General features: G+C 61.6%; 19 protein-coding genes. 13 read left to right on the forward strand and 6 right to left on the reverse strand.

Annotated elements, in window-relative coordinates; all coding sequences use genetic code 11:
- Window positions 1-24: 24 nt before the first annotated feature.
- The gene (locus AC3ITA_RS16685; protein WP_414874496.1) at window positions 25-1,401 is read right to left on the reverse strand and encodes a glutamine synthetase family protein; all 1,377 of its coding nucleotides are present in this window, start codon (window positions 1,399-1,401) and stop codon (window positions 25-27) included.
- Window positions 1,402-1,684: 283 nt separating this feature from the next.
- Between AC3ITA_RS16685 and AC3ITA_RS16690 the strand changes: the two genes are divergently transcribed.
- The 5 genes from AC3ITA_RS16690 (at window position 1,685) to AC3ITA_RS16710 (ending at window position 7,003) form a co-directional block, all read left to right on the forward strand.
- Window positions 1,685-2,446 carry a gamma-glutamyl-gamma-aminobutyrate hydrolase family protein gene (locus AC3ITA_RS16690; protein WP_095946158.1) on the forward strand — a complete coding sequence of 254 codons (762 nt, stop codon included), beginning with the start codon at window positions 1,685-1,687 and terminating at the stop codon, window positions 2,444-2,446.
- Between the two features lie 352 nt (window positions 2,447-2,798).
- On the forward strand, window positions 2,799-3,941 hold the full coding sequence (gene potA, locus AC3ITA_RS16695) for a polyamine ABC transporter ATP-binding protein (protein ID WP_414928901.1): 1,143 nt from the start codon (window positions 2,799-2,801) through the stop codon (window positions 3,939-3,941).
- Entirely contained in the window at window positions 3,938-4,852 is a 915-nt protein-coding gene (locus AC3ITA_RS16700; protein ID WP_150673293.1) for an ABC transporter permease subunit, read from the forward strand. The genes potA and AC3ITA_RS16700 overlap by 4 nt, the downstream gene beginning before the upstream one ends.
- Window positions 4,849-5,733, forward strand: coding sequence for an ABC transporter permease subunit (locus AC3ITA_RS16705; RefSeq protein WP_095946161.1), 885 nt, complete (start codon window positions 4,849-4,851; stop codon window positions 5,731-5,733). Before AC3ITA_RS16700 ends, AC3ITA_RS16705 begins: the two co-directional genes overlap by 4 nt.
- 172 nt (window positions 5,734-5,905) lie before the next feature.
- Window positions 5,906-7,003 carry a polyamine ABC transporter substrate-binding protein gene (locus AC3ITA_RS16710; RefSeq protein ID WP_095946162.1) on the forward strand — a complete coding sequence of 366 codons (1,098 nt, stop codon included), beginning with the start codon at window positions 5,906-5,908 and terminating at the stop codon, window positions 7,001-7,003.
- Window positions 7,004-7,254: 251 nt separating this feature from the next.
- On the opposite strand, the gene thpR is transcribed toward AC3ITA_RS16710, so the two are convergent.
- Window positions 7,255-7,803 (reverse strand): RNA 2',3'-cyclic phosphodiesterase, encoded by a 549-nt coding sequence (thpR, locus tag AC3ITA_RS16715; protein ID WP_095946163.1) that lies wholly within the window; start codon window positions 7,801-7,803, stop codon window positions 7,255-7,257.
- Between the two features lie 390 nt (window positions 7,804-8,193).
- On the opposite strand from thpR, the gene AC3ITA_RS16720 reads away from it, so the two are divergent.
- Entirely contained in the window at window positions 8,194-8,388 is a 195-nt protein-coding gene (locus tag AC3ITA_RS16720; RefSeq protein ID WP_489277926.1) for a hypothetical protein, read from the forward strand.
- Window positions 8,389-8,402: 14 nt separating this feature from the next.
- On the opposite strand, the gene AC3ITA_RS16725 is transcribed toward AC3ITA_RS16720, so the two are convergent.
- Both AC3ITA_RS16725 and AC3ITA_RS16730 read right to left on the reverse strand, forming a co-directional pair.
- Complete coding sequence (locus tag AC3ITA_RS16725) at window positions 8,403-8,756, reverse strand: DUF1428 domain-containing protein (protein ID WP_095944703.1); 354 nt, start codon at window positions 8,754-8,756, stop codon at window positions 8,403-8,405.
- Between the two features lie 17 nt (window positions 8,757-8,773).
- Window positions 8,774-9,838, reverse strand: coding sequence for a hypothetical protein (locus AC3ITA_RS16730; protein WP_095944702.1), 1,065 nt, complete (start codon window positions 9,836-9,838; stop codon window positions 8,774-8,776).
- Between the two features lie 383 nt (window positions 9,839-10,221).
- On the opposite strand from AC3ITA_RS16730, the gene AC3ITA_RS16735 reads away from it, so the two are divergent.
- Complete coding sequence (locus tag AC3ITA_RS16735) at window positions 10,222-10,482, forward strand: hypothetical protein (protein WP_095944701.1); 261 nt, start codon at window positions 10,222-10,224, stop codon at window positions 10,480-10,482.
- Between the two features lie 23 nt (window positions 10,483-10,505).
- Here the strand turns inward: AC3ITA_RS16735 and AC3ITA_RS16740 are convergent, their stop codons facing one another.
- Window positions 10,506-10,742, reverse strand: coding sequence for a hypothetical protein (locus tag AC3ITA_RS16740; protein ID WP_095944710.1), 237 nt, complete (start codon window positions 10,740-10,742; stop codon window positions 10,506-10,508).
- 181 nt (window positions 10,743-10,923) lie between these two features.
- On the opposite strand from AC3ITA_RS16740, the gene AC3ITA_RS16745 reads away from it, so the two are divergent.
- The 6 genes from AC3ITA_RS16745 to yghX all read left to right on the forward strand — a co-directional run bounded on the left by AC3ITA_RS16745 (window position 10,924) and on the right by yghX (window position 18,143).
- Window positions 10,924-12,687, forward strand: coding sequence for an L-lactate permease (locus AC3ITA_RS16745; RefSeq protein ID WP_095944700.1), 1,764 nt, complete (start codon window positions 10,924-10,926; stop codon window positions 12,685-12,687).
- A gap of 178 nt (window positions 12,688-12,865) precedes the next feature.
- A complete protein-coding gene (gene glcD, locus AC3ITA_RS16750; RefSeq protein WP_414928902.1) occupies window positions 12,866-14,365 on the forward strand; it encodes a glycolate oxidase subunit GlcD in 1,500 nt (499 codons plus the stop codon).
- Window positions 14,365-15,429, forward strand: a complete 1,065-nt coding sequence (gene glcE / locus AC3ITA_RS16755) for a glycolate oxidase subunit GlcE (protein WP_489277929.1) — start codon at window positions 14,365-14,367, stop codon at window positions 15,427-15,429. The genes glcD and glcE overlap by 1 nt, the downstream gene beginning before the upstream one ends.
- A 3-nt stretch (window positions 15,430-15,432) precedes the next feature.
- Complete coding sequence (glcF, locus tag AC3ITA_RS16760; protein WP_095944696.1) at window positions 15,433-16,650, forward strand: glycolate oxidase subunit GlcF; 1,218 nt, start codon at window positions 15,433-15,435, stop codon at window positions 16,648-16,650.
- A 19-nt stretch (window positions 16,651-16,669) separates the two neighbouring features.
- Window positions 16,670-17,071, forward strand: coding sequence for a heme-binding protein (locus tag AC3ITA_RS16765; RefSeq protein ID WP_095944695.1), 402 nt, complete (start codon window positions 16,670-16,672; stop codon window positions 17,069-17,071).
- A 184-nt stretch (window positions 17,072-17,255) separates the two neighbouring features.
- Window positions 17,256-18,143 carry a YghX family hydrolase gene (gene yghX, locus AC3ITA_RS16770; protein ID WP_095944694.1) on the forward strand — a complete coding sequence of 296 codons (888 nt, stop codon included), beginning with the start codon at window positions 17,256-17,258 and terminating at the stop codon, window positions 18,141-18,143.
- Between the two features lie 143 nt (window positions 18,144-18,286).
- Here the strand turns inward: yghX and AC3ITA_RS16775 are convergent, their stop codons facing one another.
- Window positions 18,287-18,940, reverse strand: coding sequence for a peroxiredoxin (locus tag AC3ITA_RS16775; RefSeq protein WP_095944693.1), 654 nt, complete (start codon window positions 18,938-18,940; stop codon window positions 18,287-18,289).
- Between the last annotated feature and the right edge of the window lie 24 nt (window positions 18,941-18,964).

Raw genomic sequence — 18,964 nt, forward strand, 5'->3', positions numbered from 1 at the left:
TCCTACAGGGATTTGAGTGGTTCTTTAGACCGTGTGCAAGTACCAGTTGTACTCAAGGTCCGAGATGGAGTTCTCGAACTCGGCCAGCTCGCTTTCCTTGCACGCCACGAACACGTCGATGTACAGCGGGTCGATGTACCTGGCCATGACTTCGCTGTCGTCCAGCTCGCGCAGGGCGTCGCGCAGGTTGTTCGGCAGGCTCTGCTCGTTTTGCTCGTAGCTGTTGCCTTCCACCGGGGCGCCCGGTTCGATCTGGTTGGTCAGGCCGTGATGTACGCCCGCCAATACCGAAGCCATCAGCAGGTACGGGTTGGCATCGGCGCCCGCCACGCGGTGTTCGATGCGCACCGAATCTGGCGAGCCGGTCGGCACACGCACCGCCACGGTGCGGTTGTCGATGCCCCAGCTCGGCGAGTTCGGCACGTAGAACTGCGCGCCGAAACGACGGTAGGAGTTGACGTTCGGGCAGAGGAACGCCATCTGCGCCGGCAGGGTCTCGAGCACACCGCCGATCGCGTGTCGCAGCGCGGCGTTCTGCTCGGGATCCTCGCTGGCAAAGATGTTGTTGCCTTCTTTGTCGAGAATCGAAATGTGCACGTGCAGACCGTTGCCCGCCTGGCCAGGATACGGCTTGGCCATGAAGGTGGTGTCCATCTCGTGGTCGTAGGCGATGTTCTTCACCAGACGCTTGAGCAGGACGGCGTAGTCGCACGCCTTGATCGGGTCAGCCACGTGATGCAGGTTGACTTCGAATTGCGCCGGGGCGCTTTCCTTGACGATGGCGTCAGCCGGGATGCCCTGCTCTTTTGCGCCTTCGAGGATGTCTTGCAGGCAGTCGACGTATTCGTCGAGGTCGTCGATCAGGTACACCTGGGTCGACATCGGACGCTTGCCGGACACCGGCGAACGTGGCGATTGCGGACGACCGTTCACGTTGTCCTGGTCGATCAGGTAGAACTCCAGTTCGAACGCGGCGCAGATGGTCAGGCCCATGTCGTCGAACTTGCGCACGATATTAGCCAGCACTTCACGCGGGTCGGCGAAGAATGGCTCGCCTTCGAGCTCGTGCATGGTCATCAGCAGTTGCGCGGTCGGGCGCTTCTGCCAAGGCTCGATACTGAGAGTGCCGGGGATCGGGAAACAGATTCGGTCTGAATCGCCGATGTCCAGACCCAGGCCGGTGCTTTCCACCGTAGAACCGTTGATGTCCAGCGCAAACAGTGACGCCGGCAGGTTGATGCCTTTTTCGTAAACCTTATGAAGACTGGTGCGCTCGATGCGCTTGCCGCGCACCACACCGTTCATATCCGCAATCAGAAGGTCGACGTACAAAACCTCAGGATATTTCTTAAGGAATGCGTTTGCTTCGTTGAGTTGAACGGCACGCAGAGGGACCGACATGATGCACCTATTTTTAGCTGTTAATTATTATGTTCACTACCCTTTCACGAGCCCAGTCAACCCGAACGGCAAAGTGAAGTCAATAGCGAACACCTGGCCTTTCAACGTTTATTTTAGGGCCTCTCAGACGGACGAGAGTGCCATATACGCCCTCAAACACGCGTAAAGCCTGAAGATCGGACGCGCGGCGTTTAGAATTTTTTACATGAGAGTTGTTAATTAAAATCAACAAGGCTAAGCTCCAGAAAAGCTCGTTCAAGTGTGAAACTTCGAGGTGATAAAAATGGCACTCAAGCCATTGATCGGCGTTACTGCGTGCGTCAAACAGATTGGCCTGCACCCCTACCACATCAGCGGTGACAAGTACTTGCGTGCTGTCAGCGTTGCGGCGCTGGGGCTGCCTGTCGTTATTCCTTCCTTAGGCGACCTGACCGAAATCGATGACCTGCTGCCGCAGCTCGACGGTCTGTTGCTGACCGGCTCGCCATCGAACGTGGAACCCTTCCACTATCAAGGCCCCGACAGCGCCCCCGGCACGGATCATGATCCGGCGCGGGATGCCACCACCCTTCCCCTGATCCGCGCCGCGATTGCAGCGGGCGTGCCGGTGCTCGGCATCTGCCGTGGCTTCCAGGAAATGAACGTGGCGTTCGGTGGCAGCCTGCATCAGAAGGTCCATGAACTGCCTGGCTTGCTCGACCATCGCGAGGCCGACCATCCGGACCTGGCCGTGCAATACGCTCCCGCTCACGGGGTGAATGTGCAGCCCGGTGGTGTGTTCGAAGCGCTGGACCTGCCTGCGGTGTTCCAGGTGAACTCGATTCACAGCCAGGGCATCGACCGACTCGCGCCCGGCCTGCGCGCCGAAGCCGTCGCACCCGATGGCCTGATCGAGGCGATCTCGGTCGAACACAGCAAAGCGTTTGCCCTCGGCGTGCAATGGCACCCGGAATGGCAGGTGCTGGATAACCCTCCTTACTTGAGTATTTTCCAGGCGTTCGGCGAAGCCTGCCGGCAACGGGCGGCACTGCGTCACTCGAGCTGACGACCTGATACCCGCATTCAACGATTGACTGCCCAACGCGAGCGGGCAGGCGCTTGTGCGTGCCCCGCTCGCGAAAACAACACACTGCAATAACAACAAGTACGACCAGGCAGCCAGGATGGCGGCGCCGAATAAACCCAGGGCGGGAAACGCAATTCCCTGTAGGAGCGAGCCTGCTCGCGATGGATGTCCGGACACCGCGGGCACTCAGACTGCCAGCGTCATCGTCAGCGACCATCGCGAGCAGGCTCGCTCCTACAAGGGATCAGCGCGGACCGGCTTCACGGGTTTGCAATCCACTATTAAGCCGGGCCGTGTTGGCCGGGCGACTGAAACCTGTTGGGAGTTTCACATGGCAAACGCCTCCAGCATCTACAGGAAGGCTCTTGAGGGTCACCAGGCACCGAAAAAGGTGTTGGTGAAAATCGATCGCGTCACCAAGAAGTTCGACGAAACCACCGCTGTGGACGATGTGTCCCTGGAAATCCACCAGGGTGAAATCTTCGCCCTGCTCGGTGGTTCCGGCTCCGGTAAATCGACCCTGCTGCGCATGCTCGCCGGTTTCGAGCGCCCGACCGAAGGCCGGATTCTGCTCGACGGCGTCGACATCACCGACATGCCGCCGTACGAACGACCGATCAACATGATGTTCCAGTCCTACGCGCTGTTCCCGCACATGACGGTGGCGCAGAACATCGCCTTCGGCCTCAAGCAGGACCGTTTGCCAGCGGCCGAAATCGAAGCCCGGGTGCAGGAGATGCTGCGCCTGGTGCACATGACCCAGTACGCCAAGCGCAAACCGCACCAACTGTCCGGTGGCCAGCGTCAGCGCGTGGCCCTGGCCCGTTCCCTGGCCAAGCGTCCGAAGCTGCTGCTGCTCGACGAGCCAATGGGCGCACTGGATAAAAAGCTGCGCTCGCAAATGCAGCTTGAGCTTGTCGAGATCATCGAGCGCGTCGGCGTGACCTGCGTGATGGTGACCCACGACCAGGAAGAGGCCATGACCATGGCCGAGCGCATCGCGATCATGCACCTGGGCTGGATTGCCCAGATCGGCAGCCCGGTCGACATCTATGAAGCACCGGTCAGCCGCATGGTCTGCGAATTCATCGGCAACGTGAACGCCTTCGACGGCACCGTTGTCGAGGACCTGGAAGGTCACGCGATCATCCACAGCCCGGACCTTGAGCAGAAGATCTACGTCGGTCACGGCGTAAGCACTTCGGTGCAGGACAAGTCGATCACCTACGCGATCCGCCCGGAAAAGCTGCTGGTCAGCACCGTCAAGCCCGAGAACCGCTACAACTGGTCCGCCGGCAAGGTGCACGACATCGCCTACCTCGGCGGCCACTCGGTGTTCTACGTCGAGCTGCCTGGGGGCAAGATCGTCCAGTCGTTCATGGCCAACGCCGAACGCCGTGGCGCGCGTCCGACCTGGGACGATCAGGTCTACGTGTGGTGGGAAGACGACAGCGGCGTGGTACTGCGCGCATGAAAACCTTCAATCAGCAATTTCTGAGACTGGTCCCCAGCGGGCGCAAGCTCGTCATCGGGATTCCATTCATCTGGCTGTTCCTGTTCTTCATGTTGCCGTTCTTCCTGGTGATGAAGATCAGTTTTTCGGAAGCAGCCCTGGCCATTCCGCCGTACTCGGAGATCTACACCTTCGCTGAGCAAAAATTTCAGCTGCTGTTGAACCTCGGTAACTACAGCCTGCTGACCCAGGACGAACTGTACATCTCGGCGTACCTCGGCTCGTTGAAAGTAGCGTTGCTCAGCACGATGATGTGCCTGGTGATCGGTTTCCCGATGGCCTACGCGATCACCAAGGCCAGCAAGGAAGCGCAAAACGTCCTGCTGCTGTTGATCATGATGCCGACCTGGACCGCGATCCTGATCCGCGTTTACGCGTGGATGGGCATCCTCAGCAACAACGGTTTGCTCAACGCATTCTTGATGTGGACCGGACTGACCTCGGCGCCGATCGAGATCCTCAACACCAACACCGCCGTCTACATCGGGGTCGTTTACGCCTACCTGCCGTTCATGGTGTTGCCGCTGTACGCCAACCTGGTCAAGCACGATGGCAGCCTGCTGGAAGCCGCGTCGGACCTGGGTTCGAGCAACTTCAACAACTTCTGGAAAATCACCGTGCCGTTGGCCAGGAACGGCATCATCGCAGGCTGCATGCTGGTGTTCATTCCGGTGGTCGGTGAGTTCGTGATTCCGGAACTGCTGGGCGGCCCGGAAACCCTGATGATCGGCCGTGTGTTGTGGCAAGAGTTCTTCAACAACCGCGACTGGCCGGTGGCGTCTGCCCTGGCGGTGGTGATGCTGTTGATCCTGATTGTGCCGATTCTGCTGTTCAACCGCAGCCAGGCCAAAGAGATGGAGGCACGGGGATGAAACGCTTCGGATTTTCAAAGTTCATGCTGATTTTCGGCTTGTCGTTTATCTACCTGCCGATGCTGATTCTGGTGATCTACTCGTTCAACGCATCCAAGCTGGTGACGGTGTGGGGTGGCTGGTCGATCAAGTGGTACGCCGGTCTGCTGGACAACTCGCAATTGATGGGTTCGGTGGTGCGCTCGCTGGAAATCGCCTGCTACACCGCCATCGCGGCAGTCGCACTGGGCACCCTGGCAGCGTTCGTCCTGACCCGCGTTACGCGTTTCAAGGGCCGCACGCTGTTCGGTGGCCTGGTCACCGCACCGCTGGTGATGCCTGAGGTGATCACCGGTCTGTCACTGTTGCTGCTGTTCGTGGCCATGGCGCAGTTGATCGGCTGGCCGATGGAGCGTGGCATCGTCACGATCTGGATCGCCCACACCACCTTTTGTGCCGCCTATGTGGCGGTGGTAGTCTCCGCCCGCCTTCGCGAGCTGGACCTGTCCATCGAAGAAGCGGCCATGGATCTGGGGGCGAAGCCGTTCAAGGTATTTTTCCTGATCACCATTCCGATGATCGCGCCGTCGCTGGCGGCCGGCGGCATGATGTCGTTTGCCCTGTCGCTGGATGACCTGGTGCTGGCGAGCTTCGTGTCTGGCCCGGGTTCCACGACCCTGCCGATGGAAGTGTTCTCGGCGGTGCGTCTTGGGGTCAAGCCCGAGATCAACGCCGTGGCCAGCCTCATCCTGCTGGCGGTATCCATCGTGACCTTCATGGTCTGGTACTTCAGCCGCCGCGCCGAAGCCACCCGCAAGCGCGCGATCCAGGAAGCCATGGACCAGACTGCCAGCGAATCCTGGCAGCAGCCTGAAAAGAAAATGGCGGGAGCGACGGCCTAGTGCCACCCCCCCAGTAGGAGCGAGCTTGCTCGCGATGGACGTAAACGATGACGTGGGCTGTCTGAATCAACGCGGCGTCCTTGTGTTTTTCGCGAGCAGGCTCGCTCCTACAAATGAGCGCTCTCGCCACAGGTTTTGTGTTTTTGAATAAAAAAGAAATGGAGTTGTACCGATGAAAATGTTTGGCAGGACTCTGCTGACACTGTCCTTATTGGGCGCAATCGCCACTGGCGCCCAGGCCAATGACAAGGTTCTGCGCGTCTACAACTGGTCGGATTACATTGGCCCGGACACCGTCAAGAAGTTCGAGGACGAGACTGGCATCCAGGTGACCTACGATGTCTTCGACAGCAACGAAACCCTTGAGGCACGCCTGCTGGCGGGCAAATCCGGCTACGACATCGTGGTGCCGTCCAACAGCTTCCTGGCCAAGCAGATCAAGGCCGGTGTCTATCAGGAATTGGACAAATCGAAGCTGTCGAACTGGAAAAACCTCAACCCGGTGCTGCTGAAAAACGCCTCCGCCAGCGATCCCGACAACGCCCATGCCATTCCGTACATGTGGGGCTCGATCGGTATCGGCTTCAACCCGCAGAAGGTCAAGGAAGTGCTCGGCGCCAACGCCCCGACCAACTCCTGGGACCTGTTGTTCAAACCGGAAAACGCCGAGAAGCTCAAAGCCTGCGGCATCAGTTTCCTCGATTCACCGACTGAAATGATCCCGACCGCCCTGCACTACCTGGGCTACCCGGTGAACGATCAGGACAAACAGCACATCGCCCAAGCCCAGGCGCTGTTCATGAAGATTCGCCCGAACGTGGCGTACTTCCATTCCTCGAAATACATCTCGGACCTGGCCAACGGCAACATCTGCGTGGCCGTCGGTTACTCCGGCGACGTGCTGCAGGCCAAGGCCCGCGCCCAGGAAGCCGGGGACAAGGTGAAGATCGACTACAGCATCCCGAAAGAAGGCGCCGCCAGTTTCTACGACATGCTCGCCATCCCCCGCGATGCCGCCAACGTCGAGAACGCGTACCTGTTCATGAACTTCCTGATGCGCCCCGAGGTGATTGCCGACATCACCAACAACATCGGCTACAGCAACGCGAACGCGGCGGCCACGCCGCTGGTCGATGAAGCGATCCGCAACGATCCGGGTTCCTACCCGCCAGAAGCGGTGATGGCCACGCTCTACGCCGTGCCGGACCAGCCGATTGCCGTCCAGCGGGTCATGACCCGGGGCTGGACCAAGGTGAAACTCGGGCAGTAATTCACTCGAAAATGCCTTCGCGAGCAGGCTCGCTCCCACATTGGTCCGTGTTGAACCGGTGATATGTGAACGACGCTCCCCCCTGTGGGAGCGAGCCTGCTCGCGATGAGGCCAGAACATCCAGCACACATTTCAGCTTTACCAATTTCCGTTCACGCAGCGCCTTACCACCGCTGCCTCTCCTGCAAGTAGAACGGCCTCACCTGGCTCCCTCGGTTCAGGTGAATGTTGGCGCCCTCGGGCGCCTTTTTTTATGAGCGGTCAACAACAAGCAGCGGCCATTCGGCCAGCGCCCGATAGCGTCCCTTGTGGGATTCGAACAAGGTGAACCGGTCGGCACGCAGGAAGAACTCCGGCGCCGTTGCGGACTCCGGCACCGGCGCCCGATAGTCCCGCGCCAGGGTCAGATGCGGACGGTATTCCCTTGGCGCTTGCTCCAGCCCAAACGGCAACATCGCCTGTTCCAGGGCATACACCAGGCGCAGCAATGCCGGGGGCGCCTGCTGCGGCGCGAGCACCAGCGCTCCTGCCCTGCGCCACACGTCCAGCCGGTCCAGCACCACCGTCAAGCGCTCGCCCGGTGTGCGGATCGACGCCGCAGCCGTGCAGATCTCGGCGATCTGCGCCACGCCCACCGCCCCCAGAAACTTCAGCGTCAGGTGAAAGTTTTCCGCCGGCACCGGCCGTCCGTTGCGCAGTTGCAGCGCACTGCGCCACTGCGCTATCTCCCGGCGCTGCGCCGGGGCGCAGTTCAGCGCAAAGAACAGACGCTTGAACGGCTCGCGGGATTCGTCGTTCATGCAGGGCACCTCGTGGGAAGACTGCATGAGTGTACCCAACACCCGCTTATCGACCAGCGCATTTCTGGCATCGTGGGACATGCGCGTTATAGTTCTAGGGGGCGTTCTCAATTAGTTTTCCCGCCGCGTTGTCGCCTTAAAGCGGGCCAGGCAAGGCGCAGGCCGCTGGGAATGGTTGTTCCCTTTCCAAGGCCTGCAACGCAGCCTGGCCCGCTTTAAGGCACAACCCGAAGGGCCGGGCCTGCTGTTGTGCAGGGCTGCGTTGCTCGAAGCTTATTTGGAATGACCAAACCACGCTTCTCGCGCCTTGCCCTGCACAACAGCAGACCCGGCGCGGCGTGAAAACTAATTGAGAACGCCCCCTACCATCCCGAAAAACCGGAGGGGGCCATGCGACAGATCATCAGCAAGGAACCATGGTGGGCCAGGCCGCCCGAGCCCGGCCAGGATGAACTCAAGCTGGAATGGGGCTGGCTGGTGCATTACAGCGAAGGCGAGCCGCGCTTCGAGTTCATCCGTGAGCGGCCGACGGACGACGAAATCCGCGAGCGCAAGAGTTGCAGGATCACCCCGACGCCGGAGTGATCCCACGTGCGACGTCAGGCCTGGAGGAGTACTTCGAACCCGCCGTAGACCATGCGCTGGCCATCGAAGGGCATCGGATTGACGTCCGGCTTCATGCGCGGGTCCTGCATCATCCTGTCCATTCCGGCATTGCGGGTGGCCTTGTCAGGCCAGATGATCCAGCCAAAGGCAACGGTTTCGCCTTCCTTGAGCTTCACCGACATGGGAAACGAGGTGACCTTGCCTTCCGGGACATCCTCGCCCCAGCATTCGACAATGCTCAAGGCACCGTTTTCCTTGAAGACCAAGGCGGCGATTTTGGCGTGCCTGATGTATTGCTCACGGTTGGCGGTGGGTACGGCAGCGATGAAACCATCGACATAAGACATGAGTATTTCTCCTTGGGTCATGGGGTGTTCTGCTGCGTAGTCGGTTGCGATGGCGTCAAATCGACAGTCCCGGCGCTCAATCCGACCGGCGGTGCAGTGCGGTCCGCCAGGCTGCCCTCGATCTGCCCCGCCATGTACAGCGTGCCGGCCATGACGCCGCTGGTCGGGTTCTGCACCAGCTTGAGCCAGGCCTTGTCGAAGGTATTGCCCAGGCTGCTGCGAATCAGCGCCTCGCTGTCGGGCCGGTCATTGGCCTGAATCAGTGCGCGAATGCCCGCCACCCCTACCGTGATCAAGCCACCGGCGAGTTTCCCGGCTGCCGCGGCCACGGCGCTGGCGGCCCCGCGCGGGGCCATCTCGGCTTCCATCCGCCGGCTGGCGCGCCTGGCCACCGGCGCCATCGCGGTGTCTGTTGAACCCACGCCCCTGTCGCCACCGGCCTTGTGGACTTTATCGATCAGCGCGGCGTAGGCCGGCAGAGTGTTCAGCGGTTCGGTGCGCACGATCTGGTACAACGAGGCGTTCCGCGTCGGCGGCGGTCCGAGGGCGATGGCCGGGATTTTCTGGATACGCCCATTGAGCTGGGCCATCGGCACGCCGTGGCGGGTGGATATCTTCTGCAGTTCCTCCTTGAGGATGTCAACGTAGAACGCCACTGACAGGCCGAGAATCGAATCGGGATCGACTTCCTGTGCCACGGGGGCCAGCACCTTCTCCTGATAGGCTTCGAGCAGGTAGGCCGCCAGACGTTTTTCCGATGCGTCCTGCTCGCCCTTGGCGCTGAGGGTGTACCAACTGACCTTCATCGACAGCCATTCCTGGGTCCAGTAACTGCTGAACCACGGAATGAAATTCTGTTCGGTCAATTCATAGACCCGGGTGCGCCAGTAATCCATCGCACCGCGGGAGTAGATTCGGGTCTGCTCGGTGGCCGACTGCGACGCGGCGACGATTTCCCGGTCCACTTGTTGCCAGGTGCTCGCTGAAACGATGACCGGCGCCACTTCCACCGGCGCACGCGGCGGTGTGGCGCACCCTGCCAACACCACCAGTACGGCAATGATCAGTGAACGCAGGCTCAAGATCGCGACTTCCTGCAGTGTGCACCGGGCAGAATGCCCGACACCCAAAACCCTCGGTTTAAGTATAGGTGGCGGTGTCCGTGAGGCCGCCTTCGCGAGCAGGCTCGCTCCCACAGGTTCACCGCCAATCAGGGTGGGAGCGAGCTTGCTCGCGATGGGGCCCGCATCAACAGCGCAAAAACCACCATCACTGGCGTCGATATTCACCATCGCCGCGATTGCCTTCCGCTTTAACGCCGTCAGCGTAGGATCGATCCCAAGCCAACTCGAAACCCCGAATCGGAGGGAAACCTCATGCTGATCCATCTGCTGACCTGCCTGACCCTGACGGCGTTCACATTGAGTGTGTTTGCCTGGTACGTCCTGAGCGAGGAGCAAACGTCATGATTCACACGGTCACCCTCGCCGTACGTTTCCCGGTGTTCGGCAACAATTTCTACGCTCAGGAATTCGAGTCATGTAAAGAGTTGACTCTGCTCTTCGACGAGAAGTTCGAGGCGTTGCTGATGCCGGCAGCCGATCATCACTTCAGCAACGAAGTGGTCGGGCTCAATGATCAGTTCCGCTTTTTGAATGATGTGCTGGTCGAGCATCTGCTGGATGTCGAATTGGCAAAAGGCTCGGCCCGTTCGTTCGGGTTCTGACAGCGACCGCCGGTCGTCCGGGCTCACAACGATCGCTGGCTATTACCGATCCCCTTGGCAATATCGATCCCCCAATCCATCGCTGCTTCCATGTCCAGCATGTGCGGCCGTGGGTCGTGGTTTTCATTGATGGCCGTGCCGTCCGGCCGATAGACACCGATGAACATGCTCAACGAACCGTCCTTCAATATCTCGGCCTTGACCTTGATGCTGCATCCGTTCGATAGCGTTTCCTTGTGCTCCACATGGCGCTCGGTCATGACTGCATTGCTCCCCTGACTGAATTCAAACCCTACTGGCCATGCTAGCTCAGCCCCCGGAACTGCGCCGACCCGCTGGACCGGAGGGCCTGCCCTGACAGCGGCGCAATGCCACCTATACTGAAAACCACCTCCCCCCAGGGGGATCTGCACGTTCAACAATAAAAAGCAGAGGTGGAACATGGTCTGGCAGCAAGTCTACGATCCGTTCGGTAACCCGGTGCTTTCAACGCTCATGGCGGCTGTGCCGGTGGTGGTGATGCTGGCGTCCCTCGCGTTTTTTCATGTCAAGGCGCACCTGGCGGCGTTGCTCGCCCTGGCCTCGGCCTTGCTGATCTCGATCTTCGCCTTCGGCATGCCGGCGGGCATGGCAGGTTCGGCGGCGTTGTTCGGTGCGGCCAACGGCCTGCTGCCAATTGGCTGGATCGTGTTGAACATCATCTTCCTGCACCGCCTGACCACCGAGAACGGCTCGTTCAAGGTGTTGCAAGACTCCCTGGCGCGCATCACCGATGACCGACGCCTGCAATTGCTGCTGATCGCCTTCTGCTTCGGCGCGTTTTTCGAAGGCGCCGCCGGTTTCGGTACGCCGGTGGCGGTGACCGGAGCGATCCTGATCGGGCTGGGCTTCTCGCCACTCGCCGCCTCGGGGCTGGCGCTGATCGCCAACACCGCCCCCGTGGCGTTCGGCGCCCTCGGTACGCCGATCATCACCCTGGCCAAGGTCACCGGGCTGGATGAAATGGAACTGTCGATGATGGTCGGCCGGCAGTTGCCCTTCTTCTCGGTGTTGGTGCCGTTCTGGCTGATCTGGGCTTTTGCCGGCTGGCGCAAGATGGTGGAAATCTGGCCGGCGATCCTGGTGGCCGGGGTCAGTTTTGCCGTGCCGCAGTTCCTGGTGTCCAACTACCACGGGCCAATGCTGGTGGACGTAATCGCCGCGCTGATTTCCATGGCCTGCCTGACCGGCTTCCTCAAGGTGTGGAAACCCGCCACCGTGCACACTTCCGCTGCGCTGTCCGGCCGTGTCGACGACTCGAAGATCGACGCCGAGCACGACGAAAAACCTGTACCCACTGCAACCTTTGCCAACGAGGCAAAACCGGCCGTGATGCGGGCGTGGATGCCGTGGCTGATCCTCACGGTCTTCGTGTTCATCTGGGGCACCCAGGGCTTCAAGAACACCTTCGACACCCGCCCCGCCATCGACCCGCAAACCAGTGCCGCCAAGCTCGATCCCCAGGGCAAGCCGATGCGTGAGGCGAACCCGGTGTTTGCGCCGGTCGTGACCTTCACCACCCTGCACTTGCAGGTCGAGAAAGTCCCGCCCGTGGTGGCCGCGCCGAAAACCGAAGAAGCGGTGTACAAGTTCACCTGGTTCACCGCCACCGGCAGCGGCATTCTGCTGGCGGCGATTGTCGGCGGTTTGCTGATGGGGTACTCGATCCCGCAACTGATACACCAGTACCTGCGCACCCTGTGGGTGGTGCGTTACTCGCTGATCACCATTGCGGCGATGCTCGCGCTGGGCTTCCTCACGCGCTACTCGGGACTGGACGCGACCATGGGCCTGGCCTTCGCCGCGACGGGCATTTTCTACCCGATGTTCGGCACCCTGCTCGGCTGGCTCGGCGTGGCATTGACCGGCTCGGACACCGCGTCCAACGTGCTGTTCGGCGGCTTGCAACGGGTGACGTCCGAGCAACTGGGCATCAGCCCGGTGTTGATGGCCGCCGCCAACAGTTCCGGCGGGGTCATGGGCAAGATGGTCGACGCCCAGTCGATCGTGGTCGCCTCCACCGCCACCCGCTGGTACGGCCATGAAGGGGAAATCCTGCGTTACGTGTTCTTCCACTCGATTGTGCTGGCGATCCTGGTCGGCGGGCTGGTGACATTGCAGGCCTATGTCGCGCCGTTCAGCCATATGGTGGTGGGCGGGCATTGAGTCTGCGCTACCTGCTCCCAACGCTTGCAACGCCCGGGCTCCGTCGCCCGGGCGTTGGCATTTTCCGCGCAGATTTATTGAATGAATGCCCGTTTCAGGCTGACAAACATCCCATGGACAGTCGGCCGTTACAGGCCAATGATGTACATCAGTGGCCTCCAGCGGGAGTCATGAACCAATGAACATTCTCTACGATGAACGCGTTGACGGCGCCCTGCCCGACGTCGACAAACAGGCGCTGTTGCAGGCCCTGCAAACCCGCTTGCCGAAGCTGGAAGTCTTGCATCATCGGGAGGAACTCAAGCCCTACGAGTGCGACGGGCTGTCGGCCTATCGCACCACGCCGATGCTGGTAGTGCTGCCCCGATCCATCGACGAAGTCCAGGGGGTGCTGCGGGTCTGCCATGAGCTGCGCGTCCCCGTCGTGGCCCGTGGCGCCGGCACCGGTTTGTCCGGTGGTGCACTGCCCCTGGAGAAAGGCGTGCTGCTGGTGATGGCGCGCTTCAACAACATCCTGCACATCGATCCTGCCGCCCGTACCGCGCGGGTTCAGCCCGGCGTGCGCAATCTGGCGATCTCCCAGGCGGCGGCGCCCTTTGGCCTGTATTACGCGCCGGATCCGTCCTCGCAAATTGCCTGCTCCATCGGCGGCAACGTCGCGGAAAATGCCGGTGGCGTGCACTGCCTCAAGTACGGCCTGACCGTGCACAACGTGCTCAAGGTCGACATCCTCACCGTCGATGGCGAGCACCTGAGCCTGGGCTCCAATGCCCTCGACGCCCCCGGTTTCGACCTGCTGGCGCTGTTCACCGGCTCCGAAGGCCTGCTCGGGGTGATCACCGAGGTCACGGTCAAGCTGCTGCCCAAACCCCAGACCGCCAAAGTGCTGCTGGCGGCGTTCGATTCCGTGGAAAAAGCCGGGCGCGCGGTCGGCGACATCATTGCCGCCGGCATCATCCCCGGTGGCCTGGAAATGATGGACAACCTGGCGATCCGCGCCGCCGAGGACTTCATCCACGCCGGTTATCCGGTGGATGCCCAGGCCATTCTGCTGTGCGAGCTCGATGGTGTTGAAGCCGATGTCTCTGATGATTGCGCCCGGGTGCGCCAGGTGTTGCAACAGGCCGGCGCAACTGAATTGCGCCAGGCCAAAGACGAAGCCGAGCGCGTGCGCTTCTGGGCCGGGCGCAAGAATGCCTTCCCGGCGGTGGGCCGCCTCTCCCCGGACTACTACTGCATGGACGGCACCATCCCCCGCCGCGAACTGCCCGGTGTGTTGCACGCCATCGCCGAGCTCTCTAACGAATACGGCCTGCGGGTGGCCAACGTGTTCCATGCCGGCGACGGCAACATGCATCCGTTGATCCTGTTCGACGCCAATCAACCCGGTGAACTCGATCGAGCCGAAGCCTTGGGCGGCAGGATTCTGGAGCTGTGCGTGAAAGTCGGCGGCAGCATCACCGGTGAACACGGCGTGGGCCGCGAGAAGATCAACCAGATGTGCGCGCAGTTCAACAGCGATGAGTTGACCCTGTTCCATGCCGTCAAGGCCGCCTTCGACCCCGGCGGCCTGCTCAACCCCGGCAAGAACATTCCGACCCTGCACCGCTGCGCCGAATTCGGTGCCATGCACATACACGGCGGTCAATTGCCCTTCCCTGAGCTGGAGCGTTTCTGATGCGCAGCCCTGAAGATTTCGATGACAGCCAGTCACTGCTGGAGCAGGTCAATCGGGCGCTGGAAAACACCACGCCGTTGCGCATCCAGGGTTCCAACAGCAAAGCCTTTCTGGGCCGCACCACAGCCGGGGAAATTCTCGATACCCGGTCGCACCGGGGCATTGTCAGTTACGACCTGACTGAACTGGTGATCACCGCCCGTTGCGGCACGCCATTGTCGCAACTGGCGCGGGTGCTGGACGCCGCACAACAGATGCTGCCCTGCGAGCCACCGTCCTTCGGCGACGGCGCCACCGTCGGCGGCATGATCGCCTGCGGACTGTCCGGGCCACGGCGCCCGTGGGTCGGTTCGGTGCGGGACTTCATTCTTGGCACGCGGGTCATCACCGGTCAGGGCAAACTATTGCGCTTTGGTGGCGAGGTGATGAAAAACGTCGCCGGCTACGACCTGTCGCGCCTGATGGCAGGCAGTTACGGCAGCCTGGGACTGATCACCGAAGTGTCCCTCAAAGTGCTGCCAAAACCCCGGCGAGCCTTAAGCATCAGCCTGGAAATGGACGCCGAACGGGCCTTGCTGCGCCTGGCGGAATGGGGCCAGCAGCCGTTGCCGATCAGCGCGGCCTGTCATGACGGCTCACGCCTGCACCTGCGGCTCGAGGGCGGTGAAGGTTCGGTGGCGGCGGCCCATGAGCGCCTTGGGGGCGAACGGCTGGAGGCTTTTTTCTGGGACGATCTCAACGAACAGCGCTTGAGTTTCTTCGATCAAGACCAGCCGCTTTGGCGCCTGTCGCTGCCGCACAACACACCGCTCCTGTCGCTGCCGGGGCGCCAGTTGATCGACTGGGGCGGTGCCCAGCGCTGGCTGAAATCCGATGCCGATGCAGCGTACATACGCCAGGTCGTCGACGAGGTCGGCGGCCATGTCACCTGCTTCAGCCACGGCCTGACCGACAACCCCTTCCATCCGCTACCCCCAGCGCTGATGCGTTATCACCGCAACCTGAAACAACAACTCGATCCACGGGGCATCTTCAACCCCGGACGCCTGTACGCGGAGCTTTGAACCATGCAGACGACCCTGAGTGAAAGCGCCAGCCATCTGCCCCGCGCCGCGGAAGCCGAAAGCATCCTGCGCACCTGCGTGCACTGCGGGTTCTGCAATGCCACTTGCCCGACCTATCAATTGCTCGGCGATGAACTGGACGGCCCACGGGGCCGAATCTACCTGATCAAGCAGGTGCTGGAAGGCAACGACGTCACGCAAAAGACCCAACAGCACCTGGACCGCTGCCTGTCGTGCCGCAACTGCGAAACCACCTGCCCCTCGGGCGTCGATTATCACAACCTGCTGGACATCGGGCGCGCGGTGGTCGACGCGACGGTGCCACGCCCCCTCGGCCAGCGCCTGTTGCGCGAAGGGTTGCGCCAGACCGTGCCCCATCCAGAGCTGTTCAAGAGCCTGGTCAATGGCGGCCAGGTGTTCCGCGCACTGCTGCCCGGCACCCTGCAAAGCAAGTTGCCGCGCAATGTCTACCCGGCCAAGCCGCGTCCCATGACCCTGCGTGAGCGTCAGGTGCTGATGCTCGAAGGTTGCGTGCAGCCCAGTCTGTCGCCCAACACCAATGCCGCGGCGGCGCGGGTGCTGGACCGGTTGGGGATCAGCGTCATCGCGAGCCGCGAAGCCGGTTGCTGCGGCGCCGTGGACTACCACCTTGACGCCCAGGCCGTTGGCCTCGACCGTGCCCGGCGCAACATCGACGCGTGGTGGCCGGGCATCGAAAAAGGCGCCGAGGCGATTGTGCAAACGGCCAGCGGTTGCGGCGCCTTCATCAAGGATTACGGCCACCTGCTCGCCAGCGACCCGGCCTATGCCGACAAGGCGAAAAAGGTCAGCGAGCTGGCCCGGGACCTGGTGGAGGTGTTGCGCGACGAACCGCTGGAAAAGCTCGGCATCCACGCCTCGCAACGCCTGGCCTTTCATTGCCCCTGCACCCTGCAGCACGGGCAGAAACTTGGCGGTGCCGTGGAAGCGCTGCTGACCGGACTCGGCTTCAACCTGACCTGCGTCCCCGACGGACACCTGTGCTGCGGTTCGGCGGGCACCTATTCGCTGACCCAGCCCGAACTGTCGCGACAACTGCGCGACAACAAGCTCAACGCCCTGGAAAGCGGCCATCCCGAGGTCATTGTCACGGCCAACATCGGCTGCCAGTCGCACCTTGACGGCGCGGGGCGAACCCCGGTGCGGCACTGGATCGAACTGGTCGAAGCCGCCCTGCCCTAACCGAACCCTGGAGATGCCCATGAACAGCAAAGCCGTTCTGAGTCTGAACGAAATCGGCCACATCCTCGCCGCCGCCCGCGCCGAAGCACAGGCCAATCAATGGGCCGTGACCATCGTGATCGTCGATGACGGCGGCCACCCGCTGGCCCTGGAACGCCTCGACGGCTGTGCGCCCGCCAGCGCGTATATCGCCACCGAAAAGGCACGCACCTGCGCCCTCGGGCGACGCGAATCGAAAAGCTATGAAGACATGGTCAACGCCGGGCGCTACGCTTTCCTTTCAGCACCCTTGCTGACTTCGCTTGAGGGTGGTGTACCGATTGTCTTCGATGGCCAGGTGATTGGTGCTATCGGTGTCTCTGGCGTCAAGCCTGAGCAGGATGCGCAAGTGGCCAAGGCCGGGGCGCAGAGCCTGAAATGAACAGAATGCACATCAAACATCCACCATAGAGCCCTGTGGGAGCGAGCCTGCTCGCGATGGCGGCAGATCAGTCGACATCCATGCTGAATGACACTCCGCTATCGCGAGCAGGCTCGCTCCCACAGGGACGGCGTTTCGCCAACAAGATTGATCCGTGTTAAACCAGCCGAGAGGAGTTGCAGCAATGACCCGTCTAACTGCCAAAGACTTTGCCCCCGAACTGCTGGAACTGTACGACTACTACGCCCACGGCAAGATCAACCGCCGGGAGTTTCTCGACCGTGCGGCGCTGTTTACCTTCGGCGGGTTGACCGCCGGCGCCCTGCTCGCCGCGCTAAGCCCAAACTATGCGCTGGCCGAGCAAGTCGAGTTCACCGATCCGGACATTCTTGCCGAGTACATCACCTACCCCTCGCCCAAGGGCCACGGCCAGGTTCGCGGTTATCTGGTGCGTCCGGCCAAGGCCAGCGGCAAGGTGCCGGCGGTGGTGGTCGTGCACGAAAACCGCGGGCTCAACCCCTACATCGAAGACGTCGCGCGGCGTGTGGCAAAGGCCGGTTTCATCGCCCTGGCCCCGGATGGCCTGAGTTCGGTCGGCGGTTATCCCGGCAATGACGACAAAGGCCGCGAACTTCAGGCGAAGGTCGACCCGGAAAAGCTGATGAACGACTTTTTCGCCGCCGTCGAGTGGATGATGAAACACCCCGCCGCCACTGGAAAAGTCGGCATCACCGGGTTCTGCTACGGCGGTGGCGTGACCAACGCCGCCGCCGTGGCCTATCCGGAACTGGGAGCCGCCGTGTCGTTTTATGGCCGTCAGCCGACGGCCGAGGAAGTGCCCCGGATCAAGGCCCCGGTGATGCTGCACTACGGCGAACTGGACACGCGGATCAACGAAGGCTGGCCCGCCTATGAGAAAGCGTTGAAGGCCGGGGGCAAGACCTATGAGGCCTATATCTATCCGGGCTGCAATCATGGTTTCCACAATGATTCGACGCCGCGTTATGACGAGGCGGCGGCGAAGCTGGCGTGGGAGCGGACGTTGGGGTGGTTTAAAAAGTACCTGGTTTGAATAAAAGTCCTGGGCCAGCAGGACTGGCCCCATCGCGAGCAGGCTCGCTCCTGCATTGGGCTTCAGTCGTAGACAGACTTTGTGTTCACCGAAGATCCCTGTAGGAGCGAGCCTGCTCGCGATGGCGGTCTCACGGCTGATGACTACTTCGGCTGAGCCACGGTCCGCAGATACGGCTTCAGGGTCTTGAAGCCATCCGGGTATTTCTTCTTCGCGTCTTCGTCAGACACCGACGTCGGGATGATCACGTCTTCACCCGGCCGCCAGTTCACCGGCGTGGCGACGGTATGTTTGGCGTTGAGTTGCAGGGAATCGAGCAGACGCAGCACTTCATCGAAATTGCGCCCGGCGCTCATTGGGTAGATCAGCATGGCCTTGACCTTCTTGTCCGGGCCGACGATGAACACCGAACGCACCGTGGCGTTGTCCACCGCCGTGCGCGCACCGCCGCTGGCATTGGGGTGGATCATGTCGTAGAGCTTGGCCACCACCAGGTTTTCGTCGCCGATCAGCGGATAGTTGACCGCGCAGCCCTGGGTCTCGGCGATGTCGCCTACCCAACGATTGTGGTCACTGACCGGGTCGACGCTGAGGCCCAGGACCTTGGTGTTGCGCTTGTCGAATTCCGGCTTGAGTTTGGCCAGGTAACCCAGTTCGGTGGTGCACACCGGGGTGAAATCCTTGGGGTGGGAAAACAGAATGGCCCAGCCATCGCCGACCCATTGGTGAAAATTGAGGGTGCCTTCGGTGGTGTCGGCGGTGAAGTCCGGTGCTTCGTCGCCAATACGGATAGCCATGTTCGATCTCCTTGCAGTGATGGA

The organism is Pseudomonas sp. GL_090 (assembly GCF_057837765.1).

Excerpts from the sequence above, each read along its gene's own strand:
- AC3ITA_RS16685 (WP_414874496.1), bottom strand. The coding sequence starts at position 1,401 with ATGTCGGTCCCTCTGCGTGCCGTTCAACTCAACGAAGCAAACGCATTC.
- AC3ITA_RS16690 (WP_095946158.1), top strand. The coding sequence starts at position 1,685 with ATGGCACTCAAGCCATTGATCGGCGTTACTGCGTGCGTCAAACAGATT.
- potA (WP_414928901.1), top strand. The coding sequence starts at position 2,799 with ATGGCAAACGCCTCCAGCATCTACAGGAAGGCTCTTGAGGGTCACCAG.
- AC3ITA_RS16700 (WP_150673293.1), top strand. The coding sequence starts at position 3,938 with ATGAAAACCTTCAATCAGCAATTTCTGAGACTGGTCCCCAGCGGGCGC.
- AC3ITA_RS16705 (WP_095946161.1), top strand. The coding sequence starts at position 4,849 with ATGAAACGCTTCGGATTTTCAAAGTTCATGCTGATTTTCGGCTTGTCG.
- AC3ITA_RS16710 (WP_095946162.1), top strand. The coding sequence starts at position 5,906 with ATGAAAATGTTTGGCAGGACTCTGCTGACACTGTCCTTATTGGGCGCA.
- thpR (WP_095946163.1), bottom strand. The coding sequence starts at position 7,803 with ATGAACGACGAATCCCGCGAGCCGTTCAAGCGTCTGTTCTTTGCGCTG.
- AC3ITA_RS16720 (WP_489277926.1), top strand. The coding sequence starts at position 8,194 with ATGCGACAGATCATCAGCAAGGAACCATGGTGGGCCAGGCCGCCCGAG.
- AC3ITA_RS16725 (WP_095944703.1), bottom strand. The coding sequence starts at position 8,756 with ATGTCTTATGTCGATGGTTTCATCGCTGCCGTACCCACCGCCAACCGT.
- AC3ITA_RS16735 (WP_095944701.1), top strand. The coding sequence starts at position 10,222 with ATGATTCACACGGTCACCCTCGCCGTACGTTTCCCGGTGTTCGGCAAC.
- AC3ITA_RS16740 (WP_095944710.1), bottom strand. The coding sequence starts at position 10,742 with ATGACCGAGCGCCATGTGGAGCACAAGGAAACGCTATCGAACGGATGC.
- AC3ITA_RS16745 (WP_095944700.1), top strand. The coding sequence starts at position 10,924 with ATGGTCTGGCAGCAAGTCTACGATCCGTTCGGTAACCCGGTGCTTTCA.
- glcD (WP_414928902.1), top strand. The coding sequence starts at position 12,866 with ATGAACATTCTCTACGATGAACGCGTTGACGGCGCCCTGCCCGACGTC.
- glcE (WP_489277929.1), top strand. The coding sequence starts at position 14,365 with ATGCGCAGCCCTGAAGATTTCGATGACAGCCAGTCACTGCTGGAGCAG.
- glcF (WP_095944696.1), top strand. The coding sequence starts at position 15,433 with ATGCAGACGACCCTGAGTGAAAGCGCCAGCCATCTGCCCCGCGCCGCG.
- AC3ITA_RS16765 (WP_095944695.1), top strand. The coding sequence starts at position 16,670 with ATGAACAGCAAAGCCGTTCTGAGTCTGAACGAAATCGGCCACATCCTC.
- yghX (WP_095944694.1), top strand. The coding sequence starts at position 17,256 with ATGACCCGTCTAACTGCCAAAGACTTTGCCCCCGAACTGCTGGAACTG.
- AC3ITA_RS16775 (WP_095944693.1), bottom strand. The coding sequence starts at position 18,940 with ATGGCTATCCGTATTGGCGACGAAGCACCGGACTTCACCGCCGACACC.